At 39.8% G+C, this 19,013-nt stretch carries 18 protein-coding genes and 1 pseudogene; all 19 read right to left on the bottom strand.

Going from position 1 to position 19,013, the window contains the following annotated elements; translation table 11 throughout:
- Window positions 1-174: 174 nt before the first annotated feature.
- The gene (locus K5Q22_RS07745) at window positions 175-2,274 is read right to left on the bottom strand and encodes an ATP-dependent Clp protease ATP-binding subunit (protein ID WP_205014346.1); all 2,100 of its coding nucleotides are present in this window, start codon (window positions 2,272-2,274) and stop codon (window positions 175-177) included.
- 414 nt (window positions 2,275-2,688) lie between these two features.
- Window positions 2,689-3,099, bottom strand: a complete 411-nt coding sequence (locus K5Q22_RS07750; protein WP_205014344.1) for a peptide deformylase — start codon at window positions 3,097-3,099, stop codon at window positions 2,689-2,691.
- 29 nt (window positions 3,100-3,128) lie between these two features.
- Window positions 3,129-4,301, bottom strand: a complete 1,173-nt coding sequence (locus K5Q22_RS07755; protein WP_205014342.1) for a peptidoglycan bridge formation glycyltransferase FemA/FemB family protein — start codon at window positions 4,299-4,301, stop codon at window positions 3,129-3,131.
- On the bottom strand, window positions 4,301-5,527 hold the full coding sequence (locus K5Q22_RS07760; protein WP_105119935.1) for a peptidoglycan bridge formation glycyltransferase FemA/FemB family protein: 1,227 nt from the start codon (window positions 5,525-5,527) through the stop codon (window positions 4,301-4,303). Before K5Q22_RS07760 ends, K5Q22_RS07755 begins: the two co-directional genes overlap by 1 nt.
- A 294-nt stretch (window positions 5,528-5,821) precedes the next feature.
- A complete protein-coding gene (locus tag K5Q22_RS07765; RefSeq protein ID WP_205014340.1) occupies window positions 5,822-6,550 on the bottom strand; it encodes a MerR family transcriptional regulator in 729 nt (242 codons plus the stop codon).
- 78 nt (window positions 6,551-6,628) lie between these two features.
- Window positions 6,629-7,720 (bottom strand): nucleotidyltransferase, encoded by a 1,092-nt coding sequence (locus tag K5Q22_RS07770; protein WP_205014337.1) that lies wholly within the window; start codon window positions 7,718-7,720, stop codon window positions 6,629-6,631.
- 57 nt (window positions 7,721-7,777) lie between these two features.
- Window positions 7,778-11,848, bottom strand: a complete 4,071-nt coding sequence (locus K5Q22_RS07775) for a hypothetical protein (RefSeq protein ID WP_205014335.1) — start codon at window positions 11,846-11,848, stop codon at window positions 7,778-7,780.
- Window positions 11,849-11,941: 93 nt separating this feature from the next.
- On the bottom strand, window positions 11,942-12,685 hold the full coding sequence (locus K5Q22_RS07780) for a class I SAM-dependent methyltransferase (RefSeq protein WP_205014334.1): 744 nt from the start codon (window positions 12,683-12,685) through the stop codon (window positions 11,942-11,944).
- An 11-nt stretch (window positions 12,686-12,696) separates the two neighbouring features.
- Complete coding sequence (locus K5Q22_RS07785) at window positions 12,697-13,143, bottom strand: HNH endonuclease (protein WP_029172911.1); 447 nt, start codon at window positions 13,141-13,143, stop codon at window positions 12,697-12,699.
- Window positions 13,144-13,262: 119 nt separating this feature from the next.
- Window positions 13,263-13,622, bottom strand: a complete 360-nt coding sequence (gene rsfS, locus K5Q22_RS07790; RefSeq protein ID WP_099809825.1) for a ribosome silencing factor — start codon at window positions 13,620-13,622, stop codon at window positions 13,263-13,265.
- 1 nt (window position 13,623) lies between these two features.
- Entirely contained in the window at window positions 13,624-14,133 is a 510-nt protein-coding gene (locus tag K5Q22_RS07795) for a cysteine hydrolase family protein (RefSeq protein WP_205014333.1), read from the bottom strand.
- A complete protein-coding gene (locus tag K5Q22_RS07800) occupies window positions 14,130-14,537 on the bottom strand; it encodes a GNAT family N-acetyltransferase (RefSeq protein ID WP_239514872.1) in 408 nt (135 codons plus the stop codon). The genes K5Q22_RS07795 and K5Q22_RS07800 overlap by 4 nt, the downstream gene beginning before the upstream one ends.
- Before the next feature lie 184 nt (window positions 14,538-14,721).
- Window positions 14,722-14,853 (bottom strand): annotated as a pseudogene (locus K5Q22_RS09805) (histone acetyltransferase); the annotation flags it as partial.
- Window positions 14,854-14,855: 2 nt separating this feature from the next.
- Window positions 14,856-15,443 (bottom strand): bis(5'-nucleosyl)-tetraphosphatase (symmetrical) YqeK, encoded by a 588-nt coding sequence (gene yqeK, locus K5Q22_RS07810; protein ID WP_205014332.1) that lies wholly within the window; start codon window positions 15,441-15,443, stop codon window positions 14,856-14,858.
- A complete protein-coding gene (locus K5Q22_RS07815; protein WP_024381740.1) occupies window positions 15,440-16,072 on the bottom strand; it encodes a nicotinate-nucleotide adenylyltransferase in 633 nt (210 codons plus the stop codon). Before K5Q22_RS07815 ends, yqeK begins: the two co-directional genes overlap by 4 nt.
- Window positions 16,073-16,084: 12 nt before the next feature.
- Window positions 16,085-16,396: a ribosome assembly RNA-binding protein YhbY gene (gene yhbY / locus K5Q22_RS07820; protein WP_205014330.1), complete on the bottom strand. Its 312-nt coding sequence runs from the start codon at window positions 16,394-16,396 to the stop codon at window positions 16,085-16,087.
- 57 nt (window positions 16,397-16,453) lie between these two features.
- Window positions 16,454-17,560: a ribosome biogenesis GTPase YqeH gene (gene yqeH / locus K5Q22_RS07825; protein ID WP_011922650.1), complete on the bottom strand. Its 1,107-nt coding sequence runs from the start codon at window positions 17,558-17,560 to the stop codon at window positions 16,454-16,456.
- Entirely contained in the window at window positions 17,561-18,088 is a 528-nt protein-coding gene (locus tag K5Q22_RS07830) for a YqeG family HAD IIIA-type phosphatase (RefSeq protein WP_024384111.1), read from the bottom strand. It abuts the gene before it with no gap.
- Between the two features lie 123 nt (window positions 18,089-18,211).
- Window positions 18,212-18,889 (bottom strand): SEC10/PgrA surface exclusion domain-containing protein, encoded by a 678-nt coding sequence (locus tag K5Q22_RS07835; protein WP_205014327.1) that lies wholly within the window; start codon window positions 18,887-18,889, stop codon window positions 18,212-18,214.
- Between the last annotated feature and the right edge of the window lie 124 nt (window positions 18,890-19,013).

Genomic DNA, 19,013 nt, shown 5'->3' on the forward strand with positions numbered 1-19,013 from the left:
TTTCCTTTCTGTCGGTTACGAATATAGTTTAGCGCAAACGTTTGCACTTGTCAAGGATTTTATAAAAAAAGTTTTAATATGCTCTAAAAAGCCTATTTTATAGCATTTGTTAGCGAATAACAAAAAAGAAAAAATCAGATATTTCTATCCGATTTTTCGAATTCTTCACTATTTTTAAGCAAAGCTTTGCTCTTTTATTTGGATGCTTCCATCAACCACATCCGCTTCCAGATATTTGACATCAACATGATCCAAATAGTAATCTGTTACCTTGTCTCGAATCTGATTTTCAATCACACGGCGCAGAGGACGAGCTCCCATTGCCTTGTCATAGCCTTCTTCCATCAAAAATTCTTTCGCTGCTTCCGTTACCGTTAATTGGATGCCTTTCTTCGCCAGGGTCTTATTGACCTGGGCCAAGAGTAATTCTACAATGGCTTTGAGATCATCTTTATCCAAGTGCTTGAATTCGATAACTGCGTTAAAACGATTAAGGAACTCCGGACGGAAGAATGGGGCGATGCGGTCCATGATGTCTTGATTTTCTTCACCTTCTGCCATTCCATAACCAAAACCAGCATTAGAAGTCGCGATAATAATGGTATTTTTAAAGTTAACTTGGTTGCCCTGTCCATCAGTCAAATGCCCATCATCTAGCACTTGCAAAAGGAGGGTAATCACTTGTGGATCTGCTTTTTCAATTTCATCCAAGAGGACAATGGAGTAAGGATTGCGGCGGACACGCTCGGTAAGAGTATGGGAATTGTCATCATATCCAACGTAACCAGCTGTGGTACCGATTAATTTGGAAACAGCTGTCCGATCGCTGTATTCCGACATATCCAAACGAATAATGGCATCTTTGTTACCAAACAAGTCAAGCGCTAACTGTTTGGCCAACTCTGTCTTACCCACACCTGTCGGACCGACAAAAAGGAAGGAACCAATCGGGCGGTTGCCGTCATCAAAACCTGCACGATTTCGACGAATGGCACGAGATACTGCTTCCACCGCATCGTCTTGACCGATAACGTTAGCTGCCAGACGATTTTTCAATTCCTTGAGTCGTTCAATATCAGAAGCTCCCATTTGAGAAACTGGGATCCCTGTCATTCGCTCAACCGCCTGAGCCACATCATTGACGGTAGCTACCACTTTCTGTTGCTCCGTATGATTATCAATCTGTTTTTGTAGCTTATCAATACGGACTTTTTCATTCAAGGCTTTTTCATAATCCTCTTTTTCAGCTGCTTCCAACTGCAACTGTTTTGCCTCAGCCATTTCTGCTTCTAAGGTCTGAATATCTGTCACAGGATGTTGTGCAGCCAAGTGAGCAGCGGTCACATCGACCAGGTCAATGGCCTTATCAGGCAAGCTACGTTGTGGAATATATTGGACGGAATAATCAACCGCAGCTCTCAAAACCTCATCTGGCAATTCAATATTGTGGTGGGCTTCATAAAGCGGCTTAATCCCTTTCAAAATCTGGTAGGTATCTTCTGCAGACGGAGCATTGACCTTGACTTCGTTGAAACGACGAGCCAGAGCAGCATTCTTGTGAATAGTATTGCGGTATTCGTCCTGTGTAGTCGCACCAATAACGGTCAACTCCCCACGTGACAGGGCAGGTTTGAGAATATCTGCTAAGCCCTTGGAACCTGAGTCTCCACCAGTGCTGCCAGCTCCCAAAATCTGATGAATTTCATCAAAGAAGAGAATGATATTTCCAGCTTTTTTGACTTCATCGACAAGATTCTGCACATTTTCCTCAAAAGCCCCACGATACTGAGTCCCTGCTTCCAAGCCTGAAATGTCGATGGAGATGATTTCCTTGTTCTTAATGGCTGCTGGCACATCACCATTGACAATGGCTTGAGCCAAACCTTCTACTACCGCAGTTTTACCGACACCCGCATCACCGACCAGAACAGGATTGTTCTTGGTACGGCGAGCCAAAATTTCCGCTGTTTCTTGGATTTCCTTGTTTCGTCCAATGACTGGATCCAACTTACCTTCACGCGCATCTTGTGTCAAATTGCGACCAAGTTTTGCCAGAATTCCGTCTGACTTTATCTGACCTTTAGCCTGTGTTTGAGCCACTTCTTCTGTCTGTGGCAGGCGACCAGTCTGACGATAAATGGCAAATTCCTCCGGTGTCACTTCACGCCCATTGATAGAATAGCGACGTCGTTCTGTACTGTATCCACCCATGTTGCCCATGAGTTGATTGAAAATATCGTCCATATTGTTAAAATTATTGAAATTGTTGTTCATAGTTTTTACCTCGTTTATAAATTCTATTGTTTTTGACTTTTACTGACCTTTGTTTTAAAAAAATAGCTAATAGGGTATAATCCTGTCTTTCATATTAACCTCCTCAGAAGTTTGTCTTTTACTGATCATTTAGTCAATTAGTCAGTCAAACCGTTATCGTTTGACCTATGCTGACCTTTTGTTCAAAGAATTCGTAAGGTCCTTTACCTTACGAATCTTATTTTACATCATTGGTCAGTAAAAGTCAATAGTTTTGTTTGACCTTTTTTGACTTTTTTATAGTCGAATGAATTAGCTTTCAGACAAGGAACTGAGGCGCAGGCTATACTAAAGTATGGCAAGTCGAAAGTGACGATATATCAAAGTTAATTCAAATGACTAAAAAAATCTACCTGACGGTAGATTTGGTAGCTACTAGATGATAATCCCTTCCAAATGATCCAGTTCATGCTGAACAATCTGAGCTTGGAAGTCTGTCAGCTTTAGGCTCTGCCTTTTCCATGAAGCATCAAAAAACTCCACTTCAATCTCCTGATAGCGTGTCGTCGGGCGGGTACCTTCCAGCGACAGACAGCCTTCCTCTGTCTGATAGGGCTTGGCCTTGCTGATGAGGACGGGATTATACATGACCAGGTTGGTAAAACCCACGTTGACGATGATAATCCGCTTTTTGACGCCAATCATGTTGGCCGCCATGCCCACGCAGGCGTGAGCGTTGGCTACCAAAGTATCCTGCAAATCCTGACCGACCTGCACATCTAACTGAGTCGCAGGCTCAGACTTCTGCTGCAGGAAGAAAATATCTTTCATAATAGGTTGAATCATGGGAACCTCTTTCGATAAAGTATATAGTATTATTTTACTATTTTTTTGATAATTTGAATTATTTTATGCTTTATCGGATGAGGATAATAACGAAAAGTACCAGCTTTTCTCAAAATATAGCCATTAAAGTTCTGTTTAAATCGAAGAACACCATCTGAGCTGTCGAATATCCCTTGAATACCAAGGAAATTATAACGCTTAAGATTTCGTTTGATGGCACGTTGCATCGCCTCATATTGAAGTAAGAAAGGTGCAGATAGGCTTTGAAACTCTGAATATGAGCCACCAAAAAGATAAGTTGCCTCATTCATATCATAAATTATCAGTGCACATGCCAAAAAAATAGGAGCTGTCTGAGTTTGATTTAAAATATTTTGAACCACCTCCTGTTTTTTCAACAATTTCTGCACTTGCTGTGCATACTGTTTTGAATTTCTATCACTTGTTTCTATTTCCTTTTCAATTTGCTTTAGACTGGCTTTCGGGTCAAGTTCTGCAACTAAAAAATCTGCCTGTGTACCAAAGCTTTCAAAAAGACTGTTATAGTAACCACTATCTCTATCTTCAAAGCCTTGTCTAGCTCCAGTTTCCTCAATTATTTTTTTGAAATCTGAAAGCTCCTTATGATTGATACTACGAATCCTGATACCGTAACTTTCTGCATTTTTTATGTTTCGTTTACTATTTTTATTGTAGGATTGCAATAACGACGTTGTTGAATACCCTTGCAAATCCTTCACATAATGCCAAACAGGCTCTCCATTTGGATAACCTGTTTGTAAGCCATCATGTTTAAATCCAACTTGCACTAGCTTCTCAATTAGTTGAGTATCTGCTTCACTAATTGGACTCCCTACACTATCAAAGAGTTGATAGGCTTGGGAAGGCTTGACCACCAATTCAAGTACGCCTTCACGCTTCGCATAGTTTTTTAAAGATTGATAAAATTCCTCTAAATAAACATGATCGGTAACCAGCGGTCCAGAATTCAATTCCATATACAAACCACCAACCATCTTCTTACAGAAAAGCAAAGTAGAAATAACGATCTCTAATTGTGAATTTTTAAAACCAACATAGCGAACATTGTATCCTCGCTTGGATAGTAATCCAGCCATTTCAATGGATTGAAAAAATGATTTTTCATTTACTTGTTGACAATGCTTTAAAAATTCTTCTTTAGTTATTTGACAAAAAGTCATTATTTTTTCTTCCTTAATTTTTTTCTAATTTCCAGTAAAACTTGAAAAATCTTATATAATATTGGCGAAACAATAAGGTCGAACTCCCCAATATACTCTTCTACTACTGGATTCAAATGTGATTTAAAGTGATAAAGGCCTCCGTCTAAAGTTGGCTCTATTCCTCCTAAATTTTGCCATTTCACACCTCGTTCGAAAGCATACTTTGCTGTCTCCACCCATGTTAGTAAAGCAGGCTGATAATGTTTAAACTTTTCATCCATACCAGCATAGATATTTTCAGATGTTCCTGCAAAATTTATTGTCAAAGTACCAGCCAATGGAACTAGCTTACTCCCGTTACGAGTCAGAGAATTTATCATTTCTAATTCTGTATTTATTCTTCGGGTTTCTTTTTTATAATTTTCAATCTTCGATTGTCTTGTAGTGGAGGTAAAGGTCATGGCCTCTTTTACTAATTTTTCTTCAAGATAAGATAACTGTTCATATCTCTCTGCTAAATCCAAATAGGCAACTACAAGATAAGAATTTTCTGGATAGGCATTCAATATTTTTTGATAATACTCTCTCCCCCGCAAGCGAATAGATTTGCGCTCCTCAGTCTTTTTTAATAGCTCTGAAAAATCTCTTAACAATTCCTCACGACCAATTCGGATCTCAATACCTTTATTACGCGCCGACCGAATATTTTGTCGAACTCGTTTATTTAGTGATTCCTCTGAGAAGGATTCGCTATATAATACTGCATGACAAGTAGGTTGGATTGTAGCCGACATGGTCTGCACTCGACCAGACCAAATACCTCCCAAATCAACAATCCTATCTTTGACGGCAAGTACATTTAATTCTTCTTCCCTATCTCCTGTTATAGTTTTACTAGATAGTCGAATAAATGGATCGAATTTTATAACAACACTGCGTTCTCGGAGGGCAAATTCTTTAATGGACTTAAATACAAATGATACTAATTCAGCATCTTCATAATCCATTACAGGACCTCTTGGTATATAAATCATCGTAAAACCAAATGGTACTACCAACCTTCTGATAAGAAGAGAAGCAACTGCCACTAATTTCCCATCTTTAAAAAAGCCTAGTCTCTCATTTCGCCACTCACTTTTTACGGTTGCCCACTGACTACTCTGCAACAGGTTAGCCTGTGGCGATTGCTTTACAAATGAATCATGTTCCTCAGCAGAAATGCCTATTTTATAAGTGTAAAACATTAATTATTCCCCTTGTTCATAATTACTTTTAACGCTAATTAGGAAGGGCTTGCCCGTAGTGTCAAGCCCTGCTATACTAGTATAGCAATCGATTTTGTCAAGTATTTTTACTCAATCATAAAAAAATAATAATGTTTTATTTGTGCCACCAAATCACACGTGCATATATATAATCGTTTTATTTTGCTTCTAATATTTTAAAATTTAGCAATGTACCTCCAAGTCATAATTAAATTGATATGTACATAGCCAAGATGAACATAAAAAAGCCTAGTTCTCACTAGACTTTCCTTATTATTCTTTGCAATAAATCGCAATAGCTTGACTGACAAATGCTGCTGTTCCTGGTCCACCTGCTCGGTCGATGTTGGCTGAAAATCGCTCGTCCTCAACATACATAAGACCTAGATTTTGCAAGATTTCCTTTGTGCAGGTGTAGAAATTTTCCGTGATATAGGCCTGCAAGTTGGCTACCTGAGCCTGCACATCTGGATGAACGGCTCCCAAGCTCTGCATTTTCCCAAAAGCTTCAAAAATAGCCTGCATCTCTTGGGCAAACACCCGGTCCTTACTGGCATCGTATTTCTCTTCAAATTCCGCAAAGGCTGAGGTATCCCCCCAACGCTCCTTGGCCTCCGCCTTGTAGGCTTCTAGTTGACTGCTGTCAAATGCGTGAAAATCCATGACTTCTCCTCCTTTTTCTGTGAGCAATCTGGCGTGATTGATGATGCGATCCAGCCGTTCCCTTTTGAGCTCTAAAAGGGTGATATGGTCCCGCAAGACCTGCTGACGATTGACTTCCGTCACGTCCAGAAGCTGCTGAATGTCTTTGAGAGGAAAATCCAACTCACGAAATAAGAGAATTTCTTGCAGACGAGCCAAATTCTCCTGATTATAGTAGCGATAACCATTTTCAGCCACAAATGCTGGTTTGAGCAAACCAATCTGGTCATAGTGGTGCAAGGTCCTCACCGTCAATCCTGTCAACCGACTGACCTGCTTAACTGTCCAATTTTCTTTCATAGAAATCTCCTCTCTATGCCCAGTATAAGGGATAACGTAAGGTGAGAGTCAAGAATTTTATCAAAAAACTTTTACATCTCACTCCACCCTCACCGGCACGCGCCCATAGGTCTGCTCTGCTATTGCGCCAGCGCCCAGTTGATAGACTGCATCCGCCTGCTGGGTCAGGCTGTCCCAGGGCTCTTTTCCGATCCGCGTCACCAAGCCCACTCGCTCCTTGACGGTCTTGAGATAGGCCTGGCCTCGAGCTGAAAAGCCCAATACATGGACCGCTTCTGGCAAGGGAGTTTCCACCGCATTGACCAAGATGTAGGTCAGCACCCGCCGCACCCGCGCCTTGGTGTAGCGCTTGGTCGCAACGGCATCCACTAGCTCCTCCACGGTCGCTGCGCTCCCAATGGCAGAGCGGATACGACTGGCTAGTTCTTCGTTGACCTGAAAGACCTGACTGAGATCTCGGTGGGTCGCAATCTGGTAGCGGAGCAGGGGAAAATAATTTCTCCAACTTACCTTGGTCGCCTCTTCAAAAAGACTAGCAGACGGCAAAAAGTCACGCACCAAGTCCAACTGGTCAGCACCCTTTCGGATAGCCGTCGCCGAGGCGTAGGTCGTTTCCACCTCTTCCGAGTGAAAACCAGCCCCCTGCCGCTGAACAGGACCAAGCTGAATACCTGTTCCAGCCACCGCCTTAGCGTAAGCCAAGCCCAGAATATGATTGGGTGTATCACCTGTGAAGGTCAGCCCAGCAAACTCCTGCCACATGGCCTGGGTCTTCTGTGGATAAGAGAGATTGTCTGGCAAGTTTTTCACAAAATTTTCCATCTCTTCCGACTTATCCACATAGATATCTGCGATTTTCTGGTAATCCAGCATTTCTTCCGTACCGAAAACCAGTTTTTCCACACCTAGCCTGTGTAAAATGCTGATGGCTCCCTTTGCAAAATGGTCAGCCGACTGGACCGACACCAAAAAGGGCATCTCGACAACAAGATCTGCCCCGTGTTCCAAAGCCATCTGAGCCCGTGTCCACTTATCCACAATGGCTGGCTCACCCCGTTGCATAAAATTACCAGACATAACCACAATTTTCAAGCCTTCCGCCTGTTCCAGCAGGTATTTATGCCCTGTATGAAAGGGATTGTATTCTGCTACGATACCAGAAATAGACATGCATTTCTCCTATTTTTTGTATTTAATTCGACAACTCTATCATAGTCTAACATAGGTCTACAAAGGTATAGTTTTATCCTTGTAGCTATTTAAGCGGATTCCGTTACTTTGTTCCGTAATTGAGCTTACTAATTTCCTACTCTTTAAGTATCTTGCAAATGCCAAGTTTATTGTTGTTTTTTGCACTTGTCCCCATCTAGTCCCTGGTTTATTTAATGTTTTCAATACCCTATCCCACTCATCAAATACATTGAGTTTCTTCAAGGCTGTAATATTTTCTGAAAGAGTAAATAAATGCAAATACCTAGAAAACTGTTCTCGCTTCTCATTCTCATCCAAATTAACTGTATATACATAGTAATTATAAATTAATTCCGTTAATGTATCTGATTGTTTTTCAGCGATTAGTTCTCTCATTAAATTATCGCTGATTTGAGCATAATGCTCCTCAGCTATAGTATCAAGATTTTCAATCGCAAGTTCTCTAACAAGTTCTTGCAAGTCCAATAAATGATTATCATAGAATTGACTGCTGATGATGTAACTCAAATCCTCTTCATCAAATTGATTTTGCAAAATATGAGCAGTCAATTTTTCTGAATACTGTTTATTTTTTATACTAATTTTTAAAACATGGTCTGCAATGTCAGTTTTCTCATCATCCGAAATAGTGTCATCATCAAGCAATGCTAGCAGCTCATCTTCCTGATCTATTTTACTTTCAGTATCTAGATATTCCGATAAGTGTTTCTTGATTAGGTATAGTGTATCCTCTGGATAATTATCTCTGAAAAATTCAATGTTCTTAGAATTAAACTGAATAATTTCCAAATCAATTAATATTCTAAGCTTACTTGATTCTATCCCAATCTTATCAAATGTATTGGTATAGTACCAACCAAGTGTGCTAAGTATGAGTTCATATTTGGTGTCATCTAACTCCATACATTCGACAGTTTTGGTGAAAAAGTTTCTTTGCTCTTCCTTCTCATATGACTTAAACACATCTTTCTCAAATTTTAAATCACTTGCATTATTGATAAACTTGATAAGACTATCATCATAATTTTGGTTCTCTGTAAAATAAGATAAGATAATATCGGTATTCACTACAGCTTTAGAAGTTTGAACTAGTAAACTTAGCAAGGTAAGATAATTCCCCTCTTCAAGAATATCCTCTTCTACAAGTTGATGAAAATCATCGCTATTGAAATGTATACTATTATCCGGAAGGAACTGTAGGATTATATTAATTAAGTATTCCTCTGTATATTCCTCATTCTCCTCGTATGTTATAACAGACTCGTAAACTTCGTTTCTTTGAAGTAGTTCTACAATATATTCTGAGTTATCTAAAATAGTCCCCTCACAAATATCTAAATATGCATAGACATAGTCTGCTATCTCCAATCTACTATACTCTAGTAGCGGTGAATAATTATCATTTGTATGAAGCAGTTCAAAATTCTTATGCTTGAAATCATCCTCTGAAAAATAAGTATCCCCCTTGAACCACCACATGAAAAATCTTAAATTATCTTTATTTATCACATACAAACTATTACTAAAGATAAAGTCAATAACCTCCAAGAAAGTAGTAGTTCTGGAAGCATCATCATTAGGCTCTCCAAAAGTAGTAAAATTAGTAAATTTAAGATCGATTGACTTAAGGTTTGTTTTGAATAATGGTGTAAAATCTTCATCTGGTGAAATTAGATCAAAATTTTCATTGATATAACGAGCTACTAACGCCTTTATTTCATTATCAACACTATCTAAGTTCACTTGATTCATCAAAGCTCGAATGAACTTATTCTTTAGTGGAGCTTGATACTCCACCTTCGTAGACTTCATATAGTCAATAAATTTTTGTGGATTAGTAGATAGCCAGAACTCCATCAATTGCCCAAACTGTTCCAAGTTATATTTTTCAGACTTACTATCATACAATTTCTTTGCCAGTTCAAACAAAAAATCCAAGTTGTCTTCTTGCAATAAGATAGCACTCAAGTTTTCTTCTCGACTCTGTAACTCCAATTTTTTTAGCATGTATTCAACCAAGTCGAAATTTAAAACTTCTTCGTTTCTAAAGTCCTTTAATTGCAAATGATGATAGACATTTGAAATATTTACCAGTCTGAAATCAAAACCTGCACTTCTTCCACTGGAAATATTTCTCAAAAATTCTTTATCATTCTTAGTTAAGACATTGCCATAAAAATAGGTCAAATAATCTGCATAGGTTTCATCTATATAAGAATTTTTCAATAAGAAGTAAATAATATCAAATTGCTGATTTTTTTCTATTACAGAAAAATCTTTACTACTTTTTGCAAATTCATGTATTTCTTGGTTAGTATAGATGTCCGCAATCAGTTGTTTTTCAACTAATATTCGTTTTTGATTTAATGCATCAATTTTTTGTTGCAACTCTTTACTATTGTTGCGACTTCTTACAGTATCAAGGCGTTCCTTAAACTCTGGGGAATCTTTCTCCGGAAAAATTGAATCCAAATTTTCTGTTTTACCACCTACACTACGGTAAGCATCATCGAAATCCTCATAGGATGTGATACGACTTCCTTCCACCAGCATTTCAGAAATAAAATCGTAATAAGAAGCAAACTCATCTTGAAATTGATCATTGACACTGACAACCTTTCTCCCATTTGGAATTTTAAAAATTGTTCCATAGAGTTCAATTTCATCTTGAATGTGCTCACTCTGAATCCTTTTCAGTTCATTCTCCAATTGCAGTTTTTCTCTATCAATCTTCTCGAATTTTTTATTTCTTCTAACTTCTTTCTCATTAAACAATGAATATAGAAAACCTTGATTATTCTGCAACTCAGAAAAGTCTTTCGGGAAAATATTTTTGTAGACAATCATTGCAAATATTTTTTCCAAATCAAGATCTAATGCATTTTTCTCACCCGTCTTGTCATGCGTTAATTCAAGCTGATAAGAATAAAATTCATTACAGATATTATTAAGCAATCTCATATCATCTATATAAAGCGAGATTCTAAATAGGAAGTTATCCGCTAAGCCTGATTTTATTCCCATTTCTTTTAAAGTAGTTGTCAACTTATCGCTAGAGTTTGAACTCGTAATAACTGGAAGGACTGGAATTATAAAATCAAAAAATTTAGTTCTTTCTTTTGAAATGAATAAATCATCTCGTATCAGGTAAAGAAACATTAACTTTGATGATTTCTTAGCTATTTTTCGCTTATTATTGACTAATACATTTAGTTCCTTAATCTTGGCAAAAAGAGTGTTATTCTCAAAACGGTCGATATCCTCAAAAACAATGACATCAGCTCTTGATTCATTCAAAAGATACAATACATCATCTAGGTATCTGTCAAAATAGGAAACTCTCATCGACTGATCAGAAAAAATGTCAATCTCCGATGAAACATTTTTGCCACCAATTGTCAATGACTTTATTGGCTTATTTTCAACTATATAGCAAATCGTTGTAAGGGAGCCAACAAAAAGAAGAATCAAAAATAAACAGCTAAATACAGTATTTGCATCCCAGCCAAATACCTTGTCATCAGTGACTAAAGCTTTTAAAAAATTGGTTTTCAAAAAATATGAAAGTGTAATGAAGAATAGGACACTATATACAGTTAATAAAAACGGTATTCTTCTTGGAGTTCGAGACAGTGTTTTAAAAATCGATTTCTTTACATGTCTTGGATGAATCTGATGAAGTAATTGATTTATAATCTTGCCTTCAATCACATTAATCTGTCGTACATTTAGTTTCTTTCCTGACTCTGATGAATCATTTTCTTTATAGCCTGATAAATCATTTTCTTTATAGTCAGCTAGAGAAATATGGAGGAATTTTTTATTAGAGTACTTCGCTTCATAAGAATCAAGCAAACTACTTTTTCCGGAGCCATAATTTCCCGTGATTGCTACATTTTTTAATTCAACATCATGAATTGCAAAATCTAGTGCTTGTTTAAAACTTGGATTTTCCCTTTCCAAATCTATATTTTTATTAGATGTCAGTCTATTAAAACTTATTCCTTCCATATTAGGAGTTCTATTTTTGAACTGAAGGAATATTTTTTGACCCCAGTTACTGATTTTACGATGTAAACTCTCCATGTCATTTTCCTTTACAGATATATTTATTTTTATTATATCACAAAATCCCACTCTAATTGGTGGGATCCGAAAACTTCACTTTAATTTTAAATCTTACTTTTTACACTTGAAAAACCACCGCTGGCTAGTTTCTGTCGGAGCTTGATCTTCAAAGTCCGCAAAGACTTCCACAGATGCAAAACCAGCTTGTTTCAACAATTCCACATAGGCTTCAATTGGATAGGTCCGCTCTTCATGAACTTCATCCCGACGGATAAACCGCTCCTCTTGACTGTCCTCATCTTTGACAAAGAAGGTCAATTCGTGAACAATGGAATGCTCGTGCTCACCCTCATAGGTATCCCAGACAAAGGCAAAATCCTCGTAGTTTTCATGGTAGCTATAGCCTGCAAACACTTCCTCCATTTGATAGATGGAGTGAACGTCAAAAAGGAAAGTACCACCTTGATTGAGAACAGAGTGAACTCCTTCAAAGACCTGCAAAACAGCTTCTTGGTCCGCCATATAGCACAGACTGTCCGAGTAACAGGTCACCGCATCGAAATCTCCAACACCTTCCAGAGCCATCATATCTGCTTGGGCCAACTCCATCATGACACCCGCAGCTTCTGCTTTTTTCTGGGCTAATTCCAACATTTCATAGGACAGGTCAAGCCCTGTCACTTCAAAGCCCTTTTGAGCAAAACGTACAGCCTGAATCCCTGTCCCACAGGCCAATTCTAAAATTGTCTTAGTGTCTTGTGGCAAGTTCCGCAAGCTAAAATCTGTCCATTTATCATACAAGCTGTCATCCATGATTTCATCATAGACCGCCGCAAAGGTTTCATAAGTTGCCATATTTTTCTCCATTATCCGAAATGTTCTTCTAACATTTCTTCATTATATTTCAAGATGATGTCCTTATTTTTTAAATCAAAAAAGATATCTTTTCCATATTTTAACTCTATAAAATCTTTAAAGTCCATAATATTTATTAATTTCACTAATATTTCCTCAATATCATCATAAATTTCAACTTTATAGAATTTTCTAGGTGTTACTCCATATTGTCCTCTATTCGACGCACGAGAGGAATTTGTTTTTCTTGTAATTTCTTTATGTACTTCTTTACTCAGAAGAAACATATTTTTATAAGTGTCGATTTTCTGTCTCGATAAGTGATTTTCCTCATCAATCTCAGCCCACTCTATAACGTGATGCACCTCAAATTCATCAGAAGGAAAATCCTTCTCATTTACTGCGATATTATTTTTGAAAAATTCTCTTCGTGACCGCTTACTTTTAGATGCTGCCATATTTTCCTTTCATAAAAAGCAGCCAATCGACTGCTTCATTAACTCACACTGTGTTCAAAAAGTCATAGTTTTGAGTTGTTGACAAACTCTTTTTGCCAGTCGAGTTCTCTCCACTCTCACTACTTCTCTTCTAAAAGTTCTGCGACTTCCAAGAAGCTGCCTTCGTGCCATAATTTTTCAAGGTTGTAGAGGTCACGCATTTCTTCTGAGAAGATATGAACGACTACGCCTCCAAGGTCCAAAAGGACCCAGCCACCGTTACTATCGCCTTCTACACGGCTCCCCTTGATCCCAACTTCCGCTACCTTTTCACGGATGTTTTCCGCAATAGCCTCCAACTGGCGACTGTTCATAGAACTGGCAATCACAAAGTAGTCTGTCAGGCTGGTCACGCCTTGAACATCAATTACAACAAGGTCCTCAGCTCGCTTGTCATCAGCAGCCTGGACCACAACTTTTACTAAATCTAGTTCTTTCATCTTATCCTCTAATTATATTTTCTAATGTATCCACCTGGGCAAAATTCCATGACCAGATGTTTTGGTAGTGGTCAATCAAGTCCTTGGCATCCAATTTGCCTGAATAACCTGTCGTCGTTCCGTCCTGAATCACAGCCACCTTGTAGCCTAGTTCAAAGGCTACTTTAATCGTCGTGTCAATGCAAAAATTGGTCGCCATGCCCATGATAATGAGCTGCTCAATTCCCTTTTCCTGCAAATAAGTATGAAGCCCTGTTTCCTTGAAGGCACTATTAAAGGTCTTATCGAAAATCTTCTCACTAGCTAAGGGAGCAACAGTTGAGTGAATCTCCCAGTCAGCAGTCCCCTTGACCAATTCCTGATCATGATGGCGGACATGGATGACCTCTAGCCCCGCTTGACGGGCTTGAGCAAGGCTATCTTGCCAGAGTGCTAATCGCTCTTCAATGGCATAAGGTTTTTCCTCCACTAGGAGGTTTTGAATATCAATGACTAACATTGCAGATTTCAAAACTTGACCCCAGGCGTTTCCAAACGGAACACCAATTCCCTTTCTTCTTCAAGATCTAAGACAAAACCATTTTTCTCCAAGAGTCTTGCCATCTTTTGGTTGCCCTTGACATAAGAGACAATCAAATGATTACAGACAGGGTGCTTCTGAGCCAGTTGAATAACAGCTTCCAAAGCTGCCTGTCCATAGCCTTTCCCCTGAAATTCTTGACCAATCATAAACCGCCAGAGCATATATTGTTGGATGTCCTCATCAATGTCAATCAGGGCAAAGCCAACAACCTGCTCATCTGCCCAGATGGCATAAGGGAGGCAAGGTTCTAGTGCAAGTACACTTCTCAAAGTTTGAGTCAACATCTCAGCGCAGTGGTTGATTGGCAGCTTTGTTCGTGCTACACACTCCAAATCTGACCTCTACGACTGATGCGAACGAGTTCGCTTCATTTCCAACCTCCAACAGTCACTACTCTGACTGTTGGAGCTATGCGGGGGTGGGAGTAAAATAGTCCGGTGGACTATTTTAGCCCGAACCTACTATTTGGAAGTGAGGGGAACTCTTTTAGAACCCGTCGAGTTCTTTCCCACTCCCATTATCTCTGTATAGCCAGGCATCCGCCAAGGAACGCACGTTGGGAGCCACGAAGCCCTTATCTGCCTCGGCTACTGTCAAGTCCAAGACAGCTTGATAGGAGCTTTCATCCACAGGTTTTAATGCAATCATTCCTACTCCTTCAACCAATCAACATATCCATTATAGGTTTCCAAGGTTTGTGGATAAATGGGAATTCCCTTCTTGGCCAAGTAGGAAATGGTCTGGGCAGTTTCATAGGCTACCGCCTTGTCCAAGGACTCTTTTGCGATACGACGCGCCTCATCCACCCCAGGAAAATCCCGATTGGGTTCGATGTAGTCCGCCACATAGAGCACCTTGTCCAGCAAAGTCATCTGCCCAGCACCAATAGTATGTCGTTGAATGGCTTGGAAAATTTCCTCATCTTTCAAGCCAAAATCTTCTGCGATTTTATAGGCCCCAACCACACCGTGCCAGATGTTATTATCCCAGTTAAGCAGGTCCTTGTCCAAATCATACTTGGCAATCAAGTCCAGAAAGACTTGATCTTCCACTTCCTTGGCATAGTCATGTAAGAGCGCTGCTAGACTGGCTTTTTTCGGATCACAGCCGTATTGGTCTGCCAAGGCAAGCGCCGCCTCTTCCACACCCAAGACATGTTGGAAGCGCGCTGGCTTCATGGCTACACGGATTTTTTCCAAAAGAGCCTGACGGTCAAATGTCAAATCTGCTGCAATCATTGGTAAAGTCCCTTTTCTTCGATATAGTCCAGAACTTCATGAGGCACCATAAAATTCGGCACCCGTCCTTGCTTGATAAAGCTCCGCACCATGCTGGAGGAAATGTCCATCAAGGGCACATCTACCCAGATAACCGGATAGGAAGTCCCTGCCTTGTAACGAGGACGCTGGACACCAACAAACTGCACCAACTGGACCAATTCATCAATCCTGTGCCATTTTGGGAGATAGTCTACCATATCTGCACCGATGATGAAATAATAATCCGTATCAGGATTTTTTTCCTTCAGCAATTTCATGGTGTCGTAGGTATAGCTGACACCACGGCGTTCCAGTTCAATGGTTTCAATCCCCAAGCCGTCAATACCTGCAATAGCCATCTTGAGCATGGAATAGCGATGGTATTCGTCAATGGTTTCTTTCTTATCCACATGGGGCGGAATGAATTCTGGCATGAGCAAGACTTCATCCAGCTTCAACTGTTGACGGACCTGGTCTGCCACAATCAAATGAGCATTGTGGACAGGATTGAAGTTTCCTCCCAGAATCCCCACTTGTTTGCGATTGGTTTCTTTCTTTTCAACCTCTAATTCAACCTTGGTAAAGGGTGTTAAGAGTTCAATAGCCATAGGCTCTCCTTCTTAGATTTCTTTGACCTGTTTGGAAATTTTACGGTTCTCTTTCTTGCTAGATTGTTTGAATAAAATCAAGATGCGACCGATTTTTTGGACCGTATCCACACCGATTTCTTCTTCCAAGATTTCAGCTACTTCGTGAATGTTTTCATCCGTATTTTGTAGCAAGGTCACCTTGATCAATTCACGCGCGTCCAGCGCCTGACGAACACTGGTTTTAATCTGGTTATTGAGACCATTTTTCCCAATCTGAATGATGGGTTTGAGACTGTGTGCCTGACTGTTCAAAAAGGCACGTTGTTTTGAAGTTAATGACATCTATTTTTCCTATGTTTCTATAATTTATTGGCTAACAAATGTAACCAGTACTCACATCTAAATAATCGCCTTGCGGATCACCACATCCACACCCTTAGGCGCCCAGGCAGCAATCTTGGCCTTTTCATTGACACGAATCCAACCAAGACCTGAGAAAACCACATCCGTCTTTTCGTTGATGGTAAATTCATGACGGACCAATTCAGGAAATTCTTTCAATTCCTTGCTGGTTGGCGGCACTAAAAGTGAACCTGCATGTTTCTGATAAAATTCACTAGCTCCCTGCAGTTTGGTTCGGTGGAGCTGCAATTCATTGTCAAAGAAGGCCGTAAAGCCTTGGCGTTCACCAGCCACAAAGTCAAATCGTCCCAGACCTGCCAAGAACAAGGTTTGTTCTGGATTGAGCTGGTAGGTCTTTGGCTTGATTTCTTTCCGAGGGCTGATGTACTTAAGATTTTTAGCCGTCAAATAATGGGCCATCTGGTGACGATGGATAATTCCTGGCGTGTCATAGATGTATGAACCATCATCCAAAGGAATTTCAATCTTATCCAGCGTCGTTCCAGGGAAACGTGAAGTCGTAATGACATCCTTGTCCCCTGTGATTTCTTGGATAATAGCATTGATCAAGGTTGACTTGCCAACGTTGGTCACGCCGACCACATAGACATCCCGTCCCTTGCGGTGTTGTTCAATCTTTTCAATCAAGTCCTTGATAGCTTGCTTGTTTTGGGCTGAAGTCAAGACCACATCGACTGGTCGCATGCCGATTTCATGCGCCCGTTCGGTCAACCACTGAGTGACCTTGCCTGTCTTGACAGACTTGGGTAAAATGTCCTGCTTGTTGCCGACCAAAAGTACATCATTGCCTGAAATAAAGCGAGGCAAACCTGGAATGACTGAACCATTGAAATCAAAAATATCAATGACATTAACCACCAAAGCATCGCTTTCTCCTACGCTATGGAGGAGTTTCAAGAAATCGTCATCCGAGATATTGACATCTGAAATCTCATTGTAATGGCGCAAACGGAAACAACGTTGGCAATAAAGTTGCCCTGTTTCCAGGCCTTTTTCTAGGGCTGATTGAGGTGTAAAACCAGCGACTGCCTTGTCTAGCGTCTGAATCTGGGCACCACAGCCGATACAAAATAATTCTTCCACTTACATCTCCCTCTTGTAGTCTATCGCTCCATATTTAGCGATGATTTTTTTCATGGTCCGTCGTTCACGCCAACGGTTAATCTGCGTATTAATAGAGTCCGTCTTTATCAAGGGTTTGACCAAGACAGACTTGAGACCTGCTCGCTTAGCAGCCCGAATGTCCGTCATCAACTGATCGCCAATCATGACCACTTCATGTGGCTGGACATCATAGCGTTTAAGGGCTCGGTTAATCCCAAAGGTGAAAGGCTTGAGAGCGAAGGCTTCAAATTCAATCCCAAATTTTTCAACCGCACGTTTGACACGTTCGTATTTATTGTTTGAAACCACCACAACGGGAATGCCTGCGTCTCGCAAATCATGTAACCACTGGCGCATCTCTGGCGTTCCATCGGGATTGTTCCAAGCAATCAAGGTATTATCCAAGTCAACAAACACTACTTTTATGCCATGTTTTTTCAAGCTTTCGACGGTCACGTCATAAGCCTTTTCCAAGGCAAAATCTGGCATGTAATTTTCTAAACTCACTATCGTCTCCAAAGTTTTTTATCAGATAATTATACCATTTTTCTAAGAAAAATGCGAATGGATAGCAGAAAACACTCGGATCAACCGAGTGCCTTCTGGAGGTAATCTAATGGTAGTTGTAAATTACATCTGCCCTTCTTCCAAAATCCAATCTTTCGGAATGAAAATCATATGGGTTAGCAACCAATCAATATCAAGAGTAAACTTTGAAAAAGCAAAACCGATTTGCTCTACTCCTGACTCATCCTCATCCAACCCCAAAATGGTAAGAGCATGTCCATAATTTGCATGACTATCATCGAATAGACGCCATGCGAGAGCGTGATAAATTAACTTCTTAGCATCATAGAGACTGTAACGCTGTCTGTACTCTGAAAATGATTGACAGTCCTTACCTTTGGGTTCAACTCCTTTGGTTTTAGCAATGGCAATCAAACTATCATAATTATGATAACGCAAAGTACTATTCAAGGATTGGGCTAAACGAACAGCATAGTCCAAAGCAAAATCACTCATCTCCACTGCTACAGTCCCCAACTGTTTACGCAATGGATTCAGAAGTGTTACGGCATATTGAGCCAACTCTTCTCTAATTTCTTTGTCTAAGTTCTCAATATCAGACAGGATAATTTCCCTATCTGCTTCCTGACCCTTGTAGACATTAAGCAACAGCCCCTGCTCGCCAAGTCTTTCCAATTCCGCATCGAAACCAGTTTTCTCAGCTTGTGCATACTCTAAAAGCTTCTCATAATATCCATCTGGCAATAGAATCTTATCTGAAATTTCGTGATTTCCAACCATCCCCATAGTCTCCTCCCCACGTGTTTATTTATACCAGTATTGTAACAAGTTTATACATTTTTGTAAATATTTTCATATCACAAACCCTTTGTGCAATATGAACAAAAAGCACCCACTTAGGTGC

Origin of the sequence: Streptococcus sp. 2018162 (assembly GCF_019754175.1) — a bacterium.
GTDB classification, from domain to species: Bacteria; Bacillota; Bacilli; order Lactobacillales; family Streptococcaceae; genus Streptococcus; species Streptococcus hashimotonensis.

Coding starts and splice junctions, on each gene's coding strand:
- K5Q22_RS07745 (WP_205014346.1), bottom strand. CDS start 2,274: ATGAACAACAATTTCAATAATTTTAACAATATGGACGATATTTTCAAT.
- K5Q22_RS07750 (WP_205014344.1), bottom strand. CDS start 3,099: ATGATTCAACCTATTATGAAAGATATTTTCTTCCTGCAGCAGAAGTCT.
- K5Q22_RS07755 (WP_205014342.1), bottom strand. CDS start 4,301: ATGACTTTTTGTCAAATAACTAAAGAAGAATTTTTAAAGCATTGTCAA.
- K5Q22_RS07760 (WP_105119935.1), bottom strand. CDS start 5,527: ATGTTTTACACTTATAAAATAGGCATTTCTGCTGAGGAACATGATTCA.
- K5Q22_RS07765 (WP_205014340.1), bottom strand. CDS start 6,550: ATGAAAGAAAATTGGACAGTTAAGCAGGTCAGTCGGTTGACAGGATTG.
- K5Q22_RS07770 (WP_205014337.1), bottom strand. CDS start 7,720: ATGTCTATTTCTGGTATCGTAGCAGAATACAATCCCTTTCATACAGGG.
- K5Q22_RS07775 (WP_205014335.1), bottom strand. CDS start 11,848: ATGGAGAGTTTACATCGTAAAATCAGTAACTGGGGTCAAAAAATATTC.
- K5Q22_RS07780 (WP_205014334.1), bottom strand. CDS start 12,685: ATGGCAACTTATGAAACCTTTGCGGCGGTCTATGATGAAATCATGGAT.
- K5Q22_RS07785 (WP_029172911.1), bottom strand. CDS start 13,143: ATGGCAGCATCTAAAAGTAAGCGGTCACGAAGAGAATTTTTCAAAAAT.
- rsfS (WP_099809825.1), bottom strand. CDS start 13,622: ATGAAAGAACTAGATTTAGTAAAAGTTGTGGTCCAGGCTGCTGATGAC.
- yqeK (WP_205014332.1), bottom strand. CDS start 15,443: ATGATTGCAGCAGATTTGACATTTGACCGTCAGGCTCTTTTGGAAAAA.
- K5Q22_RS07815 (WP_024381740.1), bottom strand. CDS start 16,072: ATGGCTATTGAACTCTTAACACCCTTTACCAAGGTTGAATTAGAGGTT.
- yhbY (WP_205014330.1), bottom strand. CDS start 16,396: ATGTCATTAACTTCAAAACAACGTGCCTTTTTGAACAGTCAGGCACAC.
- K5Q22_RS07835 (WP_205014327.1), bottom strand. CDS start 18,889: ATGGTTGGAAATCACGAAATTTCAGATAAGATTCTATTGCCAGATGGA.